This is a genomic window from Janthinobacterium sp. OK676 (assembly GCF_900103595.1).
Taxonomy (GTDB): Bacteria; Pseudomonadota; Gammaproteobacteria; order Burkholderiales; family Burkholderiaceae_D; genus Janthinobacterium.
Genome location: NZ_FNHA01000022.1, coordinates 1 through 17,837, shown reverse-complemented (window position 1 = coordinate 17,837; position 17,837 = coordinate 1). Strand labels below are relative to the sequence as shown.

The window sequence follows — 17,837 nt, the reverse complement described above, 5'->3', positions numbered from 1 at the left end:
GCAAGGTAGCGCAACAAAAGCTCACGTTTCTTTACAAATCAGGGGTCTAAATTACCAACCTGCTGTTTTGTAGTTGGGCTATAGTTTGTCGCGACAAGAACAAGGAGACAGGATTGAAGACCCCGCCGCGCAGCACCGCCGACCGCCATGCCGGGGCCGCCCGCCGTCGCGGCGTGGCGGCGCTGGCGCTGCTTGCCTTCATGTGCAGCAGCGTGCCGGCGCTGGCCGAAGCACTGCAAGTACTGCATTGGTGGACCTCGATCGGCGAACGCCGCGCCGCCGACGTACTGGTGGCGCGCCTGGCGCAGGAAGGCGTCGAATGGCGCGACGCGGGCATCGCGGGTGGCGCAGGCGTCGGCGCGGGCAAGGTCTTGAAGAGCCGCGTGCTGGCCGGCAAATCGCCGGAAGTCATGCAACTGATCGGCTATACCCTGGGCGAGTGGAGCGACCTGGGCTTGCTGCTGCAACTCGACAGCGTCGCCGCCAGCAACAACTGGCGCGCGACCATGTATCCCACCGTGTGGGGCTTGCTGCAGAACCGCGGCCATACGATGGGCGTGCCGGCCGGCATCCACCGCATCAATACCCTGTTTTACAACCGCAAGATCTTCCAGCGCCTGGACCTGGCCGTGCCGCGCAGCTGGAGCGACTTCGAGCGCGTGGCCGGCAAGCTGCGCCAGGCCGGCATCACGCCGCTGGCGCAAAGCAGCGAAGCGTGGCAGGTGGCCACCCTGTTTGAAACGCTGGTGCTGGCCGAATCGGGGCCCGCGTATTACCGCGCCCTGTTTGTCGAGAAGAAAGCCGAGGCGTATGCGGACCCGCGCCTGCGCCACGCCTTGCAGCGCTTGAGGTCGCTGAAGCAATGGATGGGCACGCCGCTGCGCGAACAGGGCTGGCCTGAAATGGCGCGCCAGGTGGGCGATGGCGAGGCGGCCATGTACATCATGGGCGACTGGGCGAAGGGCGAGCTGAACGCCTGGGGCCGCGCCACGGACGAGGTGTTCGGCTGCGTCGCGGCGCCCGATACAGGCGACTACCACCTGTACAGCATCGATACCCTGGCCATGTTCGCCTCCGATTACACGCACCAGGGCGCGCAGGAAAAGCTGGCGCAGGTGGTCGCTTCGCTGCCCGTGCAGCTTGAATACAGCCAGGTAAAGGGCTCGATTCCCGCCTTGCGCCAGGCCGACCTGTCGCGCCTGGACAGCTGCGGGCGCGCCTCGGCGCAGGCATTCGCGCGCGGCGCCGCATTCCAGGCGCCCAGCCTCGTGCACCGCATGGCCACCGATGAAACCAGCAAGGACGCCATCATCGCCGAAGTGCACCGTTATTTCCTGGACGAGACGATCAGCGCGGCCGACGCGCAACGCCGCATCGGCAGCATGTTGCAGGCGCTGAATAAAAAAGGACGAGATCATGTCACGCAAAATCCTGGTCGTTGACGACGATCAAAAGACCCGCATGCTGTTGAAGGCCTACCTGGAAAAGAACCAGTACGAGGTGGGCCTGGCGCACGATGGTGCCACCTTCCTGGCCGAATTCCACCGCCACGTCGACAGCCTGTCGCTGGTGATCCTCGACGTGATGCTGCCCGATACGGATGGCTTTGCCCTGTGCAAGGTGGTGCGCGCCCGCTCGAACGTGCCCATCATCATGCTGACGGCCAGCTCCGACGAGACGGACCGGGTGGTGGGGCTGGAGCTGGGCGCCGATGACTACATCGCCAAGCCCTACAGCCCGCGCGAATTGCTGGCGCGCATCAAAGCCATTCATCGCCGCACGGGCATCGACGCGGCAGCGCCGCCCCGTTACTATCGTTTCGTCGGGTTTACGCTCGATACGCTGGAACGCACGGTGACGGATGCCGATGGCGAAGCGCTGCAGCTGACGGGCCTCGATTTCCAGCTGCTGCGCTACTTTGTCGAGCATCCGGGCGATATCCTCGACCGTAGCGTGCTGTGCGAACAGACGCGGGGCCGCGACGCGGGGCCGCTCGACCGCTCGCTCGATGTGCAGGTGAGCCGGCTGCGGCTGCGCCTGAAGGACGATGGCAAGCAGCCCATGCTGATCAAGACGGTGCGCGGCGCCGGCTATGTCTTCTCGGCCGACGTGAGCAGTGTACATGCCTGAGCGGGGCGCGCGCCGCCTGCTCGAGCGTCTGCTGCCGCCATCGCTGCTGGGCCGCCTGTCCGTGGTGATGGTGGCCGGCGTGCTGGCCACGCAACTGGTGGGCAACCTGATCTGGGCCACGCAGCTGCGCCGCGATTCGGCCGTGGAGGCGCGCATGGCGTCGCAGCACCTGGCCCGCAGCGCCGCCAGCACCATCCGTTTCTTTCTCAGCCTGCCGGCCAACTATCGCCCCATCCTGATCCAGCAATTTCGCGAGATGGGCGGCACGCGCTTCTTTGTCAACGTCAACCAGGGGCCGCTGGCCATCCGCGAAATCGCCCCGCACGCGCTGGCCGATACGGTGGTGGCCACGGTGGGCGCGGCGCTGAAGAGCGACTTGCCGCAGCTGGCCGGCTACCGCGTGGGCTTCGCCTGGCCGAGCGACCTGGTGGTGGCCGACAGCGGCGCGCACATCGGCGACTTGCCGGAAAACTGGGTGCAGCACATCTTGCTGCTGAAACCGAATCCCGCGCCTATCCTCGTGATCCAGGCCGAGCTGGAGCCGGGCAACTGGCTGTACCTGGCGGCACTGATGCCCAACCCGTATTTCTTGCAAAGCAGTAATCCGTGGACACTCGACCGGGTATTGCTGCAAGCGTTGTCGCTGGCGGCCGTGCTGCTGCTGTCCATCCTCGTCGTGCGCTGGACTACACGGCCGCTGGCGGCCCTGTCGGATGCGGCCGAGGCGTTTGGCCGTGGCGAGACGCCGCCGCCGTTGCCGCAGACGGGCAGCCGCGAATTCGTGCAGACGGCACGCGCCTTCAGCGGCATGCGCGAACGCATCCAGCGCTACCTGGAAGACCGCGAACGGCTGTTCGTTTCGATTTCGCACGACTTGCGCACGCCCATCACGCGCCTGAAATTGCGCACGGAATTGCTCGACGACGATGTGCAGCGCAACGAATTCCACGATGACCTCGATGAACTGGACATGATGGTCAAGGGGGCGCTGCAATGCGTGAAGGATAGCGATATCCATGAAAACGCCACCGAGGTGCGATTGGACCCCTTGCTGCAGCGCATGGTGCGCGGGGCCCAGCTGGCCGGCCATGAAGTGCATTACGTGGAAACGGACCTGAGCGTGAAGGCCAAGCCCCTGGCCCTGAAGCGCGCCATCGGCAACTTGCTCGACAATGCCCTGTTTTACGGCAAGACCGCCCATTTGTCGGCGTGCCGCGAGGGCGCCAACGTGGTCATCCGCATCCGCGATGACGGCCCCGGCGTGGCCGAAGAGGCGTTCGCCAGCCTGTTCCAGCCCTATGTACGCCTGGAACATGGCCGCGAGCAAAATGCGCATGGCATGGGATTGGGACTTGGCATCGCGCGCAGCATCATCCAGGCCCACGGCGGCGAGCTGAGCCTGGCGAACCACCGCGATGGCGGCCTGGAAGCGACCATCCGCCTGCCGGCCCAGTGAGCGACGTCAGCTTTGCCCGGCCAGCAGCGCACTGGGTACGCGCGGCGAGGACATCAGGTCACGGAAGGCGGCCCAGTGTGCGGCGCGCGTCGCGCCCTGGCGCTCGACATAGGCTTTCGCCATGTCCTGTCCCAGGTTGTAATTGATGACGTAGGCGCCCATGGCGTCGTAGAACTGCAGGCGCTGCGCGGATTTCTCGGCCGGGTACAGGCGCACGTTGACCAGCCATTCCAGCGCTTCTTCGCGGCTCAGGCTGCCTTCGAGGTACTGGCGCGCGATGTCGTTGTCGGCATAGCCGAGTTTGGCCAGCAGCGCGTTGAGTTGCGCATAGCGGGGCGCCAGCGCCGGATCGAGGCCGGCCAGCGGATACAGCACCTGCCGTTCGAAAGCCAGCCGCTCTTCATCCGTAAAACTCAGCTCGATGCCGTAATTGGCCGTGCCTTCGGCGATCAACGATTGCGGCGAATACAGCGGATAGATGCAGTATTCCATCCAGCCCTTGCCGCGCACCAGGTCGCGTTCGAGCAGCACGTTGTACACGTGGTGGCCCGGATAGGCTTCGTGGCAGCCGAGATCGACGGCGCGATCGATGTACACGGGCAAGTCCGTATTGATCTGGATCAGGCTTTGGTAATTGCCCTTGTACCAGTTGTAGCCGCTCCACGGCTTGTCGGTGACAAATTCCAATATAAAATCTTCGCCCTCGGGCAGGGCGATGTAGCGCAAGGTGCGTTCGCGGCCCGCGCGGATGGCCGCATCCATGACGGCGTGCAGCTTGTCGGCGGGAATGATGAGCTGTGCGCGCAAGGCGTTGACACGTTCGCTCACCGTGCCGCCGCCAGGCAGCAGGGCGTCGATCCGCGCCACCAGTGCTTCATAGTATGCACGGTTGTGATGGGGCGAGACGGCGTCGTACAGGCGCGCGCTTTCCGTATCGAAATCGAGGCGCGATCCCTGCAGCATCTCCGCGCGCGCCATGACGGCTTGCAGCTGCTTGCGCAGGTTGGCGGCGCGCAGGCAGGGGGCGTCGGCCAGCAAGGCCAGCGCCTTGTCCGTCGCGGCCTTGATGTCGCTCAAACCCAGTTGCTGTTCTAGCGCCTCCTGTTGCCACGCGGGCGGGCCGTAATAGGCGTCCACATACGAGGCATCGTGCTGGCCCATGGCCAGGACCAGTTTGACGTAACGTTCGGCCACGTCGGCGAGAGTAGGAGAGTTGCTGTCGTTGTTCGTCATGGTGGCCTGGTTTTGCGGTTGGGCAGGCGCTTATTGTATAGCGCAACAGGCTGGAGCGCGGCACGGACACGGAGCACGGACGGGCAGCCTCATTTCCCTATAACAATTAGAAAAATGCATCTTGATATAGCGCAGTGAACCCGGCGTTCGCGGCCTGCGCGTGCGGGTTTGGTAGCAAGATGGCGTGGTCTTCTTTTTTTCGCATACACGTGATTTTCTTCTTGATTTTTCTTCGTTTATGGACGAATATGATGTACGAGATCCGGCACTATCTGACGTCATCGGGCAGGGATTTATATACGGAATGGCTGAAGCGCCAGCGCGATAACACGGCCAGGGTAGCCATCGTGCGGCGCGTGCTGCGTATGATTCCCGGCAATTTTGGCGACCATAAATTTTGCCACGACGGCGTGTGGGAATTGCGCATCGACGTGGGTGCTGGTTACCGTATTTACTATGCCATCGACGACGGCCAGATTATTTTATTGCTGTGTGGTGGCGACAAGCGCACGCAGCCGAAAGATATCGAATACGCCTGTGCCTGCTGGCACGACTGGAAGGAGAGAGGACATGAAAGAGGACGTGAAACAGGTCATGAGCAAACCACCAAGAGACCGCTCGCATGACGAAGCAATGGCTGAGCTGTACCGCGACGATCCCGCCTTCGCCCTTGAACTGATCAACAACATCCTCGTCGATGGCGACCACGGCGAACTCCTGAGCGTGCTGCGCCAGCTGACGCGCGCCTTTGGCGGTGTGCCCGCCGTGGCGCAGGCGGCCAAGCTTAATCCTACCCAGCTGTACCGCACCTTGTCGCCCGATGGCAATCCATCCCTGAGCACCTTGACGGCCATCCTCGATGCCATGGGCTTGCGGCTGGCCGTGGAACCCAGGCAGCCATTTCCCGCACCGGCTGCCTGAGTTCTTTGCACGCGGCTAGAATTCCACCGGGCGCGCTTCGCGCATCGCTTGCGTCATGGCCAGGCCGATGCGCGTCGCTTCCGTCGCGTCGTGCAAGGTCAATGACAAGGTGCGCCGACCCAATGCCGCATCCGTGAATTCCTGCGCCTCGATCAAAAAGGCGTCGGCGAAGCGGGCATAGAAGTCCGGCGTGCATTCATTGCGCACGCCATGCGCATCCGAAATTTCCACCCGGTTCAGGCGCGGATTGCTGCCTACGGCCAGGCGGCCGCCCGTGCCGAACACTTCCGTCAGGGTTTCATGGCCATGCGCCATGGTGCGCGAGGCCATGAAGCTGGCCATGCTGCCATCGCTGAACTCGACTGTCGCCAAGCCATTGTCGACGTCGCCGAACGTCTGCAAGCCCGTATGGATGGCATTGGTGCCGCTCGCATACACGCGCTTGGGCGTGGGATTGCCCAGCAGCCAGCGCGCCAGGTCGATATCGTGCACGCTGCAGTCGAGGAAGATGCCGCCGCTGGTGGGGGCGAAGCGCATGAAGGCGCCGCTGGGATCGTTCTGGTCGCAGGTTTGCGAACGCACCAGGTAGGGTTTGCCGATGAGTCCCTGGGCAATCTTTTGCTGCGCGTCATGGTAGCTGGCGTCGAAACGGCGCACGAAGCCGATCATGATCGTCAGCTGCGGGTGGCGCGCCGCTTCCGCTTCCACCTTCAGGCAGTTGGCCAAGTCCAGCGACAGCGGTTTTTCGCAAAACACGTGCTTGCCGGCGCGCAGGGCGGCGATGATCTGGTCCGCATGCAGCGAGGTGGGCGTGACGAGGAAGACGGCGTCCAGGCCCGGGTGGGCCAGCAGGGCGTCGTAATCGGCATAGCCGGTGGTGATGCCGAGCTGGCTGGCGGCCCAGTCCAGTTCGGCTGGCACGGGGCTGCAGGCCGCCACGACCTCGGCATTCGGCACGCGCTGCGCCAGGTTGATGGCGTGGCGCTGGCCCAGCCGGCCCAGGCCGACGATGCCGACTTTTAATGTTGGGGATGACATGGTGTCTCCAGATTTTTTATTGTTGTTTATAAAGTTACGACGCCAGGGTCACGACACGACCCTCGCGCCAGGACAGCGTCGCCGCCTCGGCCAGTTCCAGCGCCTTCAAGCCATCGTGGACGGTGGTGCGCAGCGGCGTTCCATGGGTGAGCGCGTCGAAGAAATGCGCCATTTCCTGCGCGTACGCCACGCGATAACGTTCCAGGAAAAAATCTTCCGGCTTGTCCACGCTGACGTTCACAGCACCATAGGCCGTCACTTCCGTCGGCTTGTGGTTGCCCGCCTGCAGCATGCCGGCGCTGCCCAGTACTTCGAAGCGCTGGTCGTAGCCGTAGGCAGCGCGGCGCGAGGCATTGATCTGGCACAAGCGTCCCTTGGCCGTGCGGATGGTGACGACGGCCGTGTCCAGGTCGCCAGCCTCGCCGATGGCGGGATCGACAAGGCAGCTGCCCGTGGCGTGTACGCTGACGGCTTCATCGTCGAGTATCCAGCGGAAGATGTCGAAATCGTGGATCAGCATATCCTTGAAGATGCCGCCCGACACCTTGATGTAGCTGACCGGTGGCGGACCCGGATCGCGGCTGGTGACGACCAGCAATTCCGGTGTGCCGATTTCGCCCGCTTCAATCCGTGTCTTGACGGCATTGAAAGTGGGATCGTAACGGCGCTGGAAGCCCAGCATGCACAGCACCTTGGCTTCCTTGACGGCGGCGGCGCAGGCGCGCGCGCGGTCTATCGTCAGGTCGACGGGTTTTTCGCAAAAGATGGCCTTGCCGGCGGCGGCCGAGCGCAGGATCAGGTCCGCGTGCGTGTCCGTGCTGGACGCGATGACGACGGCCTTGATGGCCGGGTCGGCCAGCGCCGTTTCCACCGAGGCGCTGCTGCCGCCATGCAAGCCGGCCAGCGCGGACGCTGCTTCCTGGTTGACGTCGACCACGTACTTGAACTGGACGCCGGCTTGCGCGGCCAGGTTGGCCGCGTGGATTTTGCCGATGCGTCCGGCGCCAAACAATGCTACTTCAATCATCATGTTCTCCTGGGGTGTGGATTTCTTCGATGTCGAGCTCTAATTTGTAGGCCAGCGCAATGAACAGCGCCTGGCACAGGCAGATGGTGCTGGTCAGCGAGCGGAAGGCGAAGGCGCTGCCCTCGGTGACGGTGAGCAGCGCGTCGGCGGCCCGCGCGAGCGGAGCCAGTTTGCTGTCGGTAATCACGAGGACCTTGGCGCCCTTGTCCTGCGCCGCCTTGATGCACTGCTGGGTTTCCTTGCCGTAAGGCGAGAAACTGATGGCGATCGCCACATCGCGTTCGCGCACGCTGCGCATCTGTTCGCGGTGCATGCCGCCCAGTCCGCTAATTAGGTGCACGCGCTTGTCCGTATGCTCGAGCGCATAGGCGATGTAGGAGGCGATCGGGAAGGACCGGCGCACGCCGATCACATAGATATTTTCCGCTTTCAGCAGCAGGTTGACGGCCGCTTCCAGCTGGGCGTCGTCGAGGCCGGCCGCCAGGTCGTCGAGACCGGCGCGGCTGGCGCCGACGAATTCTCGCGTCAGGTCGCCCGCGCTCAGGGCGGCGTCGCGCGTGGAGATCAGCTTGCGGATGCGCTGCTGGTAGTCAGGCGTGGCGCCGGCCTGGTCCGTATAAGCCTGGCGGAACACGTCTTGCATTTCGGAAAAGCCTGTATAGCCGAAGCGCTGCGCGAAACGCACGATGGCGGACGGCTGCACGTCGCAGGCGGCGGCGATGTCGCTGATGCGTTCGAGCATCAGGCTGGCCCGGTGCTTTTCAATGTATTGCGCGATGACTTTCAACTGGCGCGACAGGTTGTCGTACTCGGCGGCAATGTGCTGCATCAGTTGTTCGATGGGGGCGGTGGCTGCCATGATTTTTTCCTTGGTGTACTTGCTGTGCCGCTGTCTCTGTGCGGCTGGTTCTGGCGAGAATTATAGGAGGGAATCTTAAAAATAGAAACGAATTTCTATTTAAATTTATTTTGAAAATTTTATTGCATTTGTCTTTTTTGTGGCCTAAGCTGTGCGCAGTGCATCGGTTCGTGTGCCGCAAGGCCAGACCGGTGACACCCTTCATAAAAGCTCGCAACTATAAAAATTAATCCGTCTAGGAGACATTCATGCATAGCAATAAAAGCAAGGGTTTGATGAAGTGCCTGGCCATCGCCAGCCTGGGCCTGAGCCTGGGTTTGAGCACGGGCGCCAGCCATGCTGCCGGCGAGAAATTCGTCCTGGTCAGTCACGCGCCGGACTCCGATTCCTGGTGGAACACCATCAAGAACGCCATCAAGCAAGCCGGTGAAGATTTCAATGTGTCCGTCGACTACCGCAATCCGCCCAATGGCGACCTAGCCGACATGGCGCGCCTGATCGAGCAGTCGGCCGCGCGTAATTACGATGGCTTGATCGCCGACATCGCCGACTTCAGCGTGCTGCAAAAGCCGCTGGGCACGGTAGTGGCCAAGAAAATCATGCTCGTGACCATCAATTCGGGCACCCTGGCGCAAAGCGAACAATTGAAAGCCATCATGCACGTGGGCCAGCCCGAGTATGAAGCGGGCCTGGGCGCCGGCAAGCGCGCCAAGGAAGCGGGCATCAAATCGTTCGTGTGCGTGAATCACTATGCGATGAATGCGTCGTCGTTCGAACGCTGCCGCGGTTTTGCCGATGCGCTCGGCGTCGATTTCAAATCGTCCACGCTCGACACCAATGGCGTCGACCCTGGCGTGATCGAAAGCAAGGTCAGCGCCTATCTGCGCAGCAATCCGAAGACCCAGGCCGTGCTGGCGCTGGGACCGGATTCGGCGCCGGCCGCCATGCGCGCCGTCGAGAAGCTGGGCTTGAAAGGCAAGATGTACTTCGCCAGCTTCGACTTGTCGGAAGAAATCGCCAAGGGCATCAAGGATGGCAGCATCCAGTTCGCCATCGACCAGCAGCCCTACCTGCAAGGCTATATTCCTGTCGCCGTGATGGCCATCATGAAACAGCAAAAGATCACTGACCTGGCCAAGGTCAAGGAAATCCTGATCGCCAATCCGAAATACCAGGCACGCCTGGCGGAATACGGCCTGACGCCCATCTACGGCCCGCGCCACATCAGCTCCGGCCCCGGTTTCGTGACCAAGGACAACATCGCCAAGGTCGAAAAATACGCCGGCCAATACCGCTAATCCACACAGTCGCCACCGGGTTTGCCCAGCGCCGCACCGCCTCCGCGGGCGGCGCATGGGAGGAGCACGCCTGGCGCCAGCGATGCTGGCGATAGTAATAGCATCAAGTAACAGTGAAAGGACTTTGTATGACTGCGCTCAAATCCAGCCTGGCCAGCCCGGGCATGAATCCCCCTCCGCCTCCCGGCGCTTCCAGCAAGCCAGTTGCCGCCGCCGACGAGCGCGTGGGCACGACCAGCTGGGTCAAACGGTTTTTTGGCCGCCCCGAGTTCGCCTCGATTTCCGGCGCGGTGCTCGTGTTCGCCTTCTTCGTCATCACGGCCGGCGACTCCGGCATGTTCAACCTCGATGGCGTCGTCAACTGGATGCAAGTGGCGTCCTACCTGGGCATCATCGCCATCGGCGCCTGCCTGTTGATGATCGCCGGTGAATTCGACCTGTCGATCGGCTCCATGATCGGCTTTGCCGGCATGATGATCGCCATCCCGACGATTTATTTCCACTGGCCACTGTGGGCCGCCATTATTTTCGCCTTCGCCGGTTCCATGGCGCTGGGCTGGCTCAACGGCTACATCGTCATCAAGACGCGCTTGCCATCGTTCATCGTCACCCTGGCCTTTCTGTTCATCCTGCGCGGCCTGACCCTGGCCCTGTCGATCATGTTTGCCAACCGCACCATCGTCAGCGGCGTGGGCGAGCTGGCCGCCAACGACTGGCTGGCCAGCCTGCTGTTCCACGGCAATGTGGCCACTGGCCTGTTCCACTGGATGGGCGCGCATGGCTGGATCGCCGTGCTCGACGACGGCTCGCCGCTGGTGAAAGGCATCCCGAAAGTCATCGCCTGGTGGCTGGTGCTGGCTGCCGGCGCCGCGTTTGTCCTGTCGCGTACCCGCTTCGGCAACTGGATGTTCGCCGTCGGCGGCGACGCCAACGCGGCCAAGAATGTGGGCGTGCCGGTGCGCAAGGTAAAGATTTCCCTGTTCGTCTTCACGGCTTTCTGCGCCTGCCTGTTTGCCACCTTGCAAGTGTGCGATATCGGTTCGGCCGCCGCCGACCGCGGCATGCAAAAGGAATTCGAAGCCATCATCGCGGCCGTCATCGGCGGCGCTTTGCTGACGGGCGGTTACGGTTCCGTCGTCGGTGCCTGCTTCGGCGCGCTGATCTTCGGCGTGGTGCAGATCGGCATCACTTATACCAACATCAATTCGGACTGGTTCCGCGTGTTCCTCGGCGTCATGCTGCTGATCGCGGTGCTGTTCAACAACTTTGTACGCTCACGCGTCACGGAAGCGAGATAAATCATGAGCGAGCATATTCTTGCCCTGGAAAATGTCAGCAAGCGCTTCGGCTCCGTGCTGGCCTTGCAAAACATCACCATGCGGCTGAAGGAAGGCGAAGTGCACTGTTTGCTGGGCGACAACGGCGCCGGCAAGTCCACCCTGATCAAGACCCTGGCCGGCGTGCACAAGCCCACCGATGGCCAGTACCTGGTCGATGGCAAGCCCGTCGTCTTCAATTCGCCCAGCGAAGCGCTGGACATGGGCGTGGCCACCGTCTACCAGGATCTGGCGCTGGTGCCGCTGCTATCCGTGGCGCGCAATTTCTTCATGGGCCGCGAGCCGATGAAAAAGCTGCTGGGCCTGGTGCCCGTGATGGATATCGATTACGCGGCCGAGACGGCGCGCGACAAGCTGGCCGAGATGGGCATCATGGTGCGCGATCCGCACCAGGCCATCGGCACCATGTCGGGCGGCGAAAAGCAGTGTCTGGCCATCGCCCGCGCCATCCACTTCGGCGCCAGGGTGCTGATCCTCGACGAGCCGACGGCCGCCCTGGGCGTAAAACAGTCGTTCAATGTGTTGAAACTGATTTACAAGGCGCGCGAGCGGGGCATTTCCGTGATCTTTATCACGCACAATGTGCACCATGCATATCCGGTGGGCGACTCGTTCACGTTGTTGAATCGGGGCAAGTCGCTGGGCACGTTCACCAAGGATACGGTGAGCAAGGATGCCTTGCTGGACATGATGGCGGGCGGCGCGGAAATGCAAACGCTGATGAGTGAACTCGACGGTGTCACGATTTAAGGATAGCCATGAATAATTCCACACAATTTGCCCAGGGCCGCGCGCTCGACGTGATCTGCCTGGGCCGCCTGGCCGTGGACCTGTACGCGCAGCAGATCGGCAGCACCCTGGAAGACGCGACGAGCTTTGCCAAATACCTGGGCGGCTCGTCGGCGAACATCGCCTTCGGCACGGCCCGCTTGGGCTTGAAGTCGGCCATGCTGTCGAAAGTGGGTGACGACCACATGGGCCGTTTCCTCACCGACACACTGTCGAAAGAGGGCTGCGACGTCAGCCACGTGGGCATCGACCGCGACCGCCTCACGGCTTTAGTCATGCTGGGCATCAAGGACGAGAACACCTTTCCCCTGATTTTCTATCGTGAAAATTGCGCCGACATGGCCATCGACGCATCGTCGGTGGATGCGGCTTTCATTGCGTCGAGCAAGGCGCTGCTGATCACCGGCACGCATTTCTCCACGGCCGCCATGCACGCCGTCAGCACGCAGGCACTCACATTGGCCCGCACCAACAAGGTGCGCACCGTGCTCGACATCGATTACCGGCCCGTGCTGTGGGGCTTGTCGGGCAAGGCCGATGGCGAAACGCGTTTCGTTTCGAACGAAGGCGTGACCGGTCACTTGCAGGGCATCCTGCCTCATTTTGACTTGATCGTCGGCACGGAAGAGGAATTCATGATCGCCGGCGGCGGGGCGGACATCATGGCCAGTTTGCGCGCCGTGCGGGCGGTGAGCCTGGCTATCCTGGTCGTCAAGCGCGGGCCGCTGGGTTGCGCCGTCATCGAGTCTGTGGTGCCTGCCGGTCTCGATGACGCGTTTAATTATCGTGGCGTGCGTGTGGAAGTGTTGAACGTGCTGGGTGCGGGCGACGCTTTTCTGTCTGGCTTTTTGAAAGGCTGGCTGCGCGGCGAGGATTACGAGGCATGCTGCCGCTATGCGAATGGCTGCGGCGCCCTCGTCGTGTCGCGCCACGGCTGCGCGCCGGCCATGCCGTCGCCCGTCGAGCTCGATTACTTCCTCGCCAATGCCGCCAAGCTGACGCAGCCGGACCAGGACGCCACCTTGTCGCGCCTGCACCGCACGACGGTGGCGCGCAAGCAATGGGATGAGTTGTGCGTGTTTGCCTTTGACCACCGCACGCAATTTTTCGAGCTGGCGCAACAGACGGGTGCGCCCGAGTCCGCCATTGCGGCCTTGAAACAATTGATGGTGCAAGCCGTGGCGCAGACGGAAATGGCCTTGCAGCTGGCCGGCAAGACGGGCGTGCTGATCGATGGCCGCTATGGCGTCGATGCGCTCAATGATGCGACGGGACGCGGCTGGTGGATAGGCCGTCCCGTGGAATTGCCGGGATCGAATCCGCTGCAGTTCGACTGGGGCCGTTCCATCGGCTCGCACCTGCTCAGCTGGCCCAAGGAACACGTGATCAAATGCCTGGTGCAGCTGCATCCGGACGACGCCGTGGAAAACCGCTTGGAACAGGAAGCGCAGATCAAGGCACTGTACGACGCGGCGCAAGTGAGCGGTCACGAACTGTTGCTCGAAGTCATACCGTCGGAATCCCTGCCGCACGGTGACGATACGGTCTTGCGCGCCGTGAAACGTTTGTACAACCTGGGTATTTATCCCGAATGGTGGAAGCTGGAAAGCATGTCAGCCCAGCAATGGCAAGCCATCGATGCCCTCGTGCACGAGCGCGATCCGTATTGCCGTGGCGTCGTGTTGCTGGGCTTGAACGCGCCGATCGCCGCCCTGGCCGCCAGTTTCGAGCAAGCCAGCGCCAGCACGACGTGCAAGGGTTTCATGGTGGGCCGCACCATCTTCCAGGAACCGAGCCGCCGCTGGCTGGCCGGCGAACTCGACGATGCCGGCCTGATCGCCGCCGTGCGCGCCAACTTCGAGCAGCTCATTGCCCTGTGGCAGCGCACGCGCAACCGCCTGGAGCGTGCGGCATGAGCGCCACCATCCGCTTGACCATGGCCCAGGCCTTGGTGCGCTATCTGGCCGCCTTGCGCACGGAAGAGGGCGAACCTCTGTTCGGCGGCGCCTTTGCCATCTTTGGCCACGGCAACGTGGCGGGCCTGGGCGAGGCGCTGTACCAGTACCGCGAACAATTCCCCACCTACCGCGCCCACAACGAACAGGCGATGGCGCATTCGGCCATCGCCTATGCGAAAGCCCACATGCGCCGGCGCATGATGGCCGTGACCAGTTCCATCGGCCCGGGCGCCACCAACTTGCTGACGGCCGCCGCGCTGGCGCATGTGAACCGTTTGCCCGTGCTCTTGCTGCCTGGCGACGTCTTCGTCTCGCGCGCGCCGGACCCGGTGCTGCAGCAGCTGGAAGACCCGTCTGACGGCAGCGTTTCCGTCAACGATGCATTCAAACCGCTGTCACGCTATTTCGACCGCATCGTCTATCCGGAACAGCTACTCACCGCCTTGCCGCGTGCCATTGCCGCCTTGACGGACCCGGCCGCTTGCGGCCCCGTGACTTTGTCTTTACCGCAAGACGTGCAGACGATGGCGTATGACTATCCGGCCGATTTCTTTGAACCGCGCATCGTGCGTTTGCGCGCCGTCCCGCCCGTGGAACAGGAACTGGACGAAGCGGCGGCGTTGTTGAAACACGCGAAACAGCCGCTGATCGTCGCCGGTGGCGGCGTGTTGTATGGCCAGGCCAGCGCCGCCTTGCAGGCGTTTGCCGAACGCCATGGCATTCCCGTGGCCGAAACCCAGGCCGGCAAAAGTTCTCTGCCATGGGACCATCCGCTGCAGCTGGGCGCCATCGGCGTGACGGGCTCGCCCGCCGCGAACGCCCTGGCGGCGCAGGCGGACGTGGTGCTGGCCATCGGCACGCGCCTGCAGGATTTCACGACCGGGTCGAACTCCCTGTTTGCCCAGGCGCAACTCGTCAGCCTGAACGTCAACGGTGTTGACGCCCTGAAACGCCGCGGCCTCGGTGTACAGGCGGACGCGACACTGGGCTTGCAAGGCCTGTCGCGGCTGCTGGGCAGCTGGAACAGCGCGGGCCAGTGGCAAGACCGCGCGCAGCAGGCAGGGAACGCGTGGCGCGAGACAGTCAAAAGCATCACCGGCAAACGCGACGTGGCCGGCTTGCCGTACGACGGCGAAGTCATCGGCGCCGTGCAGCGCTCTTCACCGGATTCGACGCGCAACGATATCGTCGTCTGCGCGGCGGGCACCTTGCCGGCCGAACTGCATAAACTCTGGCGTACCAGCACGCCGGGCGGCTACCACATGGAATACGGCTACTCGTGCATGGGTTACGAGATCGCCGGCGGCCTCGGCGTCAAGATGGCCAAACCCGATGCCGAGGTGATCGTCATGGTGGGCGACGGCAGCTATCTGATGATGAATTCGGAAATCGCCACCTCCGTCATGCTCGACAAAAAACTCATCATCGTCGTGCTCGACAACCGCGGTTACGGTTGCATCAACCGCCTGCAGCAGGCCTGCGGCAATCCTTCGTTCAACAATATGTTGCCCGACAGCGCACCCCGTATCGACTTCGCCCTGCATGCGCAATCGCTGGGCGCGCTGTCCGAACACGTGGCCAATATCACCGAGCTGGAACAGGCCATGCTGCGCGCCCGGGCCGCGCCCCGCACGTATCTGATCTGCATCGATACGGACGACACGCGTACGACGGAGGAGGGCGGTTGCTGGTGGGAAGTGGCCGTACCGGAAGTGTCCACCCAGCCAGCCGTGCAGCTTGCGCGCACCCGTTATGAACTTGACCGCCTGAAACAAAGGAATTGAGATGAATACATGGAATGTGAAGATCGGCATCAACCCGATCTCGTGGATGAACGACGATTTGCCGAGCCTGGGCGGTGAGACGCCGCTGGAAACGGCGTTGAAGGAGGGCGCCGAGATCGGCTACGTGGGTTTTGAACTGGGCAACAAGTTTCCCAAGGATGCGCCATCCCTGAACGCCGTGCTGGGCAAATACCATCTCGCCTGTGTTTCCGGCTGGTACTCGGGACGGCTGGCGCACCGCTCCGTGGAAGAGGAGATCGCCGCCGTGGCATCGCATTTACGGCTGCTGGCCGACAGCGGCGCCACCGTCATGGTCTACGGTGAAGTGGCCGACGCCATCCAGGGCGAAGCACGGCCTTTATATAAACGCCCGCGTTTCCAGTCGCAGCGGCAATGGCAGGACTACGCCGACAAATTGACGGCGTTTGCAAAACACTTGCTCGACCACGGCGTGCGCCTCGCGTACCACCATCATATGGGCGCCTACGTGGAAACGCCGGCCGACGTGGATCAATTGATGGCCTTGACGGGATCCGAGGTCGGCTTGCTGTTCGACACGGGCCACATCACGTTTGCGGGCGGCGATGCGCTGGCGGTGTTAAATAAGCACATCGATCGCATCTGCCACGTGCATTGCAAGGACGTGCGGCCGAACGTCGTGAAACTGGCGAGAAATGGCCACTGGAGTTTCTTGCAGGCCGTCATCAATGGCGCCTTCAGCGTGCCGGGCGACGGCAGCATCGATTTCCCCGCCATCCTCACGCGGCTGTACCTGCACGGCTACGAAGGCTGGCTGGTGGTGGAAGCGGAGCAGGATCCGGCCGTCGCGCCCAGCTACGAATACGCGAAGATGGGGCATGATTACCTGGCGCAATTGGTTGATGCCATTCCCCGCGTGAAACGGGAGGCGGCATGAGCCTGCTGCTGGTCAAAGCGGACAAGGCCGGCGGCAAGATCGTCGAGGTGACGCCGGAGTCGGCCGGCTGGACGCATGTCGGGTTCGCCGCGCACCGCCTTCAGGCGGGCGAGTCCTTGCAGCTGGACACGGGCAAGCGCGAACTGTGCATCGTCGTGCTGACGGGTACGGTCACGGTGCGGGCGGGCGATCAAACCTGGGAAGCCATCGGCGGACGCGCCAGCGTGTTTGAAGACCGCTCGCCGTATGCCGTGTATGTCCCGATAGCAACCACGGTCAGCGTCACGGCTGTGAGCGACGCGGAAGTGGCGTTGTGCAGCGCACCGGGCACCACCCACCGTCCGGCGCGCCTGATCGAGCCATCGACCATGACGCGCTCCGTGCGCGGCAAGGGCGCCAACACGCGCTATGTGTGCGACATCCTGCCGCAGACGGAAGAAGCCGATGGCTTGCTGGTGGTCGAGGTGGTGACGCCGTCGGGCCACTCGTCGAGCTATCCGCCGCACAAGCACGACAGCGACAATGTGCCGCTGGAAAGTTCGTTGGAAGAAACCTATTACCACCGCCTCAATCCCGAACAGGGCTTTGCCTACCAACGAGTCTATACGGATGACCGTTCCATCGACGAAGCCATGGCCGTGGAAAACCACGACGTGGTGATGGTGCCCAGGGGGTACCACCCCGTGACCGTGCCGTATGGCTACGATGGCTATTACCTGAACGTGATGGCCGGCCCGAAACGCGTGTGGCACTTTAAAAATGACCCGGCCCATGACTGGCTGATGACGAAATAACCAAGGACAAGCAATGACAACGCAACAGATCGGCCACTTTATTGGTGGCAAACCCATGGCTTCGCGCGCCGAGCGCACGAGCGACGTCTTCAATCCCGCCACCGGCGCCGTGACGGCGAAGGTGGCGCTGGCCACGCCTTCCGAATTGAACGCGGCCGTGGCGGCCGCCCACGCGGCCTTTCCCGCCTGGTCGCAAACCTCGCCGCTGCGCCGCGCGCGCGTCATGTTCAAGTTCAAGGAATTGCTGGAAGAACACTCGGATCAACTGGCCGCCCTGATCACGGCGGAGCACGGCAA

At 62.9% G+C, this 17,837-nt stretch carries 17 protein-coding genes; 13 read left to right on the top strand and 4 right to left on the bottom strand.

What is annotated here, in order from left to right:
• Positions 1-113: 113 nt before the first annotated feature.
• The 3 genes from BLU39_RS27650 to BLU39_RS27640 are packed head-to-tail and all read left to right on the top strand — an operon-like array spanning position 114 to position 3,586.
• Positions 114-1,442, top strand: coding sequence for an ABC transporter substrate-binding protein (locus BLU39_RS27650; RefSeq protein WP_254789079.1), 1,329 nt, complete (start codon positions 114-116; stop codon positions 1,440-1,442).
• A complete protein-coding gene (locus BLU39_RS27645) occupies positions 1,417-2,130 on the top strand; it encodes a response regulator (protein ID WP_092719580.1) in 714 nt (237 codons plus the stop codon). The genes BLU39_RS27650 and BLU39_RS27645 overlap by 26 nt, the downstream gene beginning before the upstream one ends.
• Positions 2,123-3,586 carry an ATP-binding protein gene (locus BLU39_RS27640; RefSeq protein ID WP_092719577.1) on the top strand — a complete coding sequence of 488 codons (1,464 nt, stop codon included), beginning with the start codon at positions 2,123-2,125 and terminating at the stop codon, positions 3,584-3,586. The genes BLU39_RS27645 and BLU39_RS27640 overlap by 8 nt, the downstream gene beginning before the upstream one ends.
• Positions 3,587-3,592: 6 nt before the next feature.
• Here the strand turns inward: BLU39_RS27640 and BLU39_RS27635 are convergent, their stop codons facing one another.
• Positions 3,593-4,819: a hypothetical protein gene (locus BLU39_RS27635; RefSeq protein WP_092719574.1), complete on the bottom strand. Its 1,227-nt coding sequence runs from the start codon at positions 4,817-4,819 to the stop codon at positions 3,593-3,595.
• 251 nt (positions 4,820-5,070) lie between these two features.
• Here BLU39_RS27635 and BLU39_RS27630 point away from each other — a divergent pair, with 251 nt between their 5' ends.
• Both BLU39_RS27630 and BLU39_RS27625 read left to right on the top strand, forming a co-directional pair.
• Complete coding sequence (locus BLU39_RS27630) at positions 5,071-5,445, top strand: type II toxin-antitoxin system RelE/ParE family toxin (protein WP_092719592.1); 375 nt, start codon at positions 5,071-5,073, stop codon at positions 5,443-5,445.
• Positions 5,414-5,740: a helix-turn-helix domain-containing transcriptional regulator gene (locus BLU39_RS27625; RefSeq protein WP_092719572.1), complete on the top strand. Its 327-nt coding sequence runs from the start codon at positions 5,414-5,416 to the stop codon at positions 5,738-5,740. Before BLU39_RS27630 ends, BLU39_RS27625 begins: the two co-directional genes overlap by 32 nt.
• Positions 5,741-5,755: 15 nt before the next feature.
• Here the strand turns inward: BLU39_RS27625 and BLU39_RS27620 are convergent, their stop codons facing one another.
• From BLU39_RS27620 to BLU39_RS27610, 3 genes are read right to left on the bottom strand one after another with little or no spacing between them, the layout of a single operon-like run.
• Entirely contained in the window at positions 5,756-6,778 is a 1,023-nt protein-coding gene (locus BLU39_RS27620; protein WP_092719569.1) for a Gfo/Idh/MocA family oxidoreductase, read from the bottom strand.
• 34 nt (positions 6,779-6,812) lie between these two features.
• Positions 6,813-7,805 (bottom strand): inositol 2-dehydrogenase, encoded by a 993-nt coding sequence (gene iolG / locus BLU39_RS27615; protein WP_092719566.1) that lies wholly within the window; start codon positions 7,803-7,805, stop codon positions 6,813-6,815.
• A complete protein-coding gene (locus BLU39_RS27610) occupies positions 7,798-8,664 on the bottom strand; it encodes a MurR/RpiR family transcriptional regulator (protein WP_034757651.1) in 867 nt (288 codons plus the stop codon). The genes iolG and BLU39_RS27610 overlap by 8 nt, the downstream gene beginning before the upstream one ends.
• Before the next feature lie 275 nt (positions 8,665-8,939).
• Here BLU39_RS27610 and BLU39_RS27605 point away from each other — a divergent pair, with 275 nt between their 5' ends.
• The 8 genes from BLU39_RS27605 to BLU39_RS27570 all read left to right on the top strand — a co-directional run.
• On the top strand, positions 8,940-9,962 hold the full coding sequence (locus BLU39_RS27605) for a sugar ABC transporter substrate-binding protein (protein WP_232731363.1): 1,023 nt from the start codon (positions 8,940-8,942) through the stop codon (positions 9,960-9,962).
• Positions 9,963-10,126: 164 nt separating this feature from the next.
• The gene (locus BLU39_RS27600; RefSeq protein ID WP_175539440.1) at positions 10,127-11,260 is read left to right on the top strand and encodes an ABC transporter permease; all 1,134 of its coding nucleotides are present in this window, start codon (positions 10,127-10,129) and stop codon (positions 11,258-11,260) included.
• A 3-nt stretch (positions 11,261-11,263) separates the two neighbouring features.
• Positions 11,264-12,049: an ATP-binding cassette domain-containing protein gene (locus BLU39_RS27595; protein ID WP_034757661.1), complete on the top strand. Its 786-nt coding sequence runs from the start codon at positions 11,264-11,266 to the stop codon at positions 12,047-12,049.
• 8 nt (positions 12,050-12,057) lie between these two features.
• A complete protein-coding gene (gene iolC, locus BLU39_RS27590) occupies positions 12,058-14,004 on the top strand; it encodes a bifunctional 5-dehydro-2-deoxygluconokinase/5-dehydro-2-deoxyphosphogluconate aldolase (RefSeq protein ID WP_092719557.1) in 1,947 nt (648 codons plus the stop codon).
• Positions 14,001-15,830: a 3D-(3,5/4)-trihydroxycyclohexane-1,2-dione acylhydrolase (decyclizing) gene (gene iolD / locus BLU39_RS27585; RefSeq protein WP_092719553.1), complete on the top strand. Its 1,830-nt coding sequence runs from the start codon at positions 14,001-14,003 to the stop codon at positions 15,828-15,830. The genes iolC and iolD overlap by 4 nt, the downstream gene beginning before the upstream one ends.
• Position 15,831: 1 nt before the next feature.
• Positions 15,832-16,746, top strand: a complete 915-nt coding sequence (iolE, locus tag BLU39_RS27580) for a myo-inosose-2 dehydratase (protein WP_092719550.1) — start codon at positions 15,832-15,834, stop codon at positions 16,744-16,746.
• A complete protein-coding gene (gene iolB, locus BLU39_RS27575; RefSeq protein ID WP_092719547.1) occupies positions 16,743-17,540 on the top strand; it encodes a 5-deoxy-glucuronate isomerase in 798 nt (265 codons plus the stop codon). The genes iolE and iolB overlap by 4 nt, the downstream gene beginning before the upstream one ends.
• 13 nt (positions 17,541-17,553) lie before the next feature.
• Positions 17,554-17,837, top strand: a 284-nt coding sequence (locus tag BLU39_RS27570) for an aldehyde dehydrogenase family protein (RefSeq protein WP_139178189.1), incomplete at its 3' end; no start/stop codon positions are given.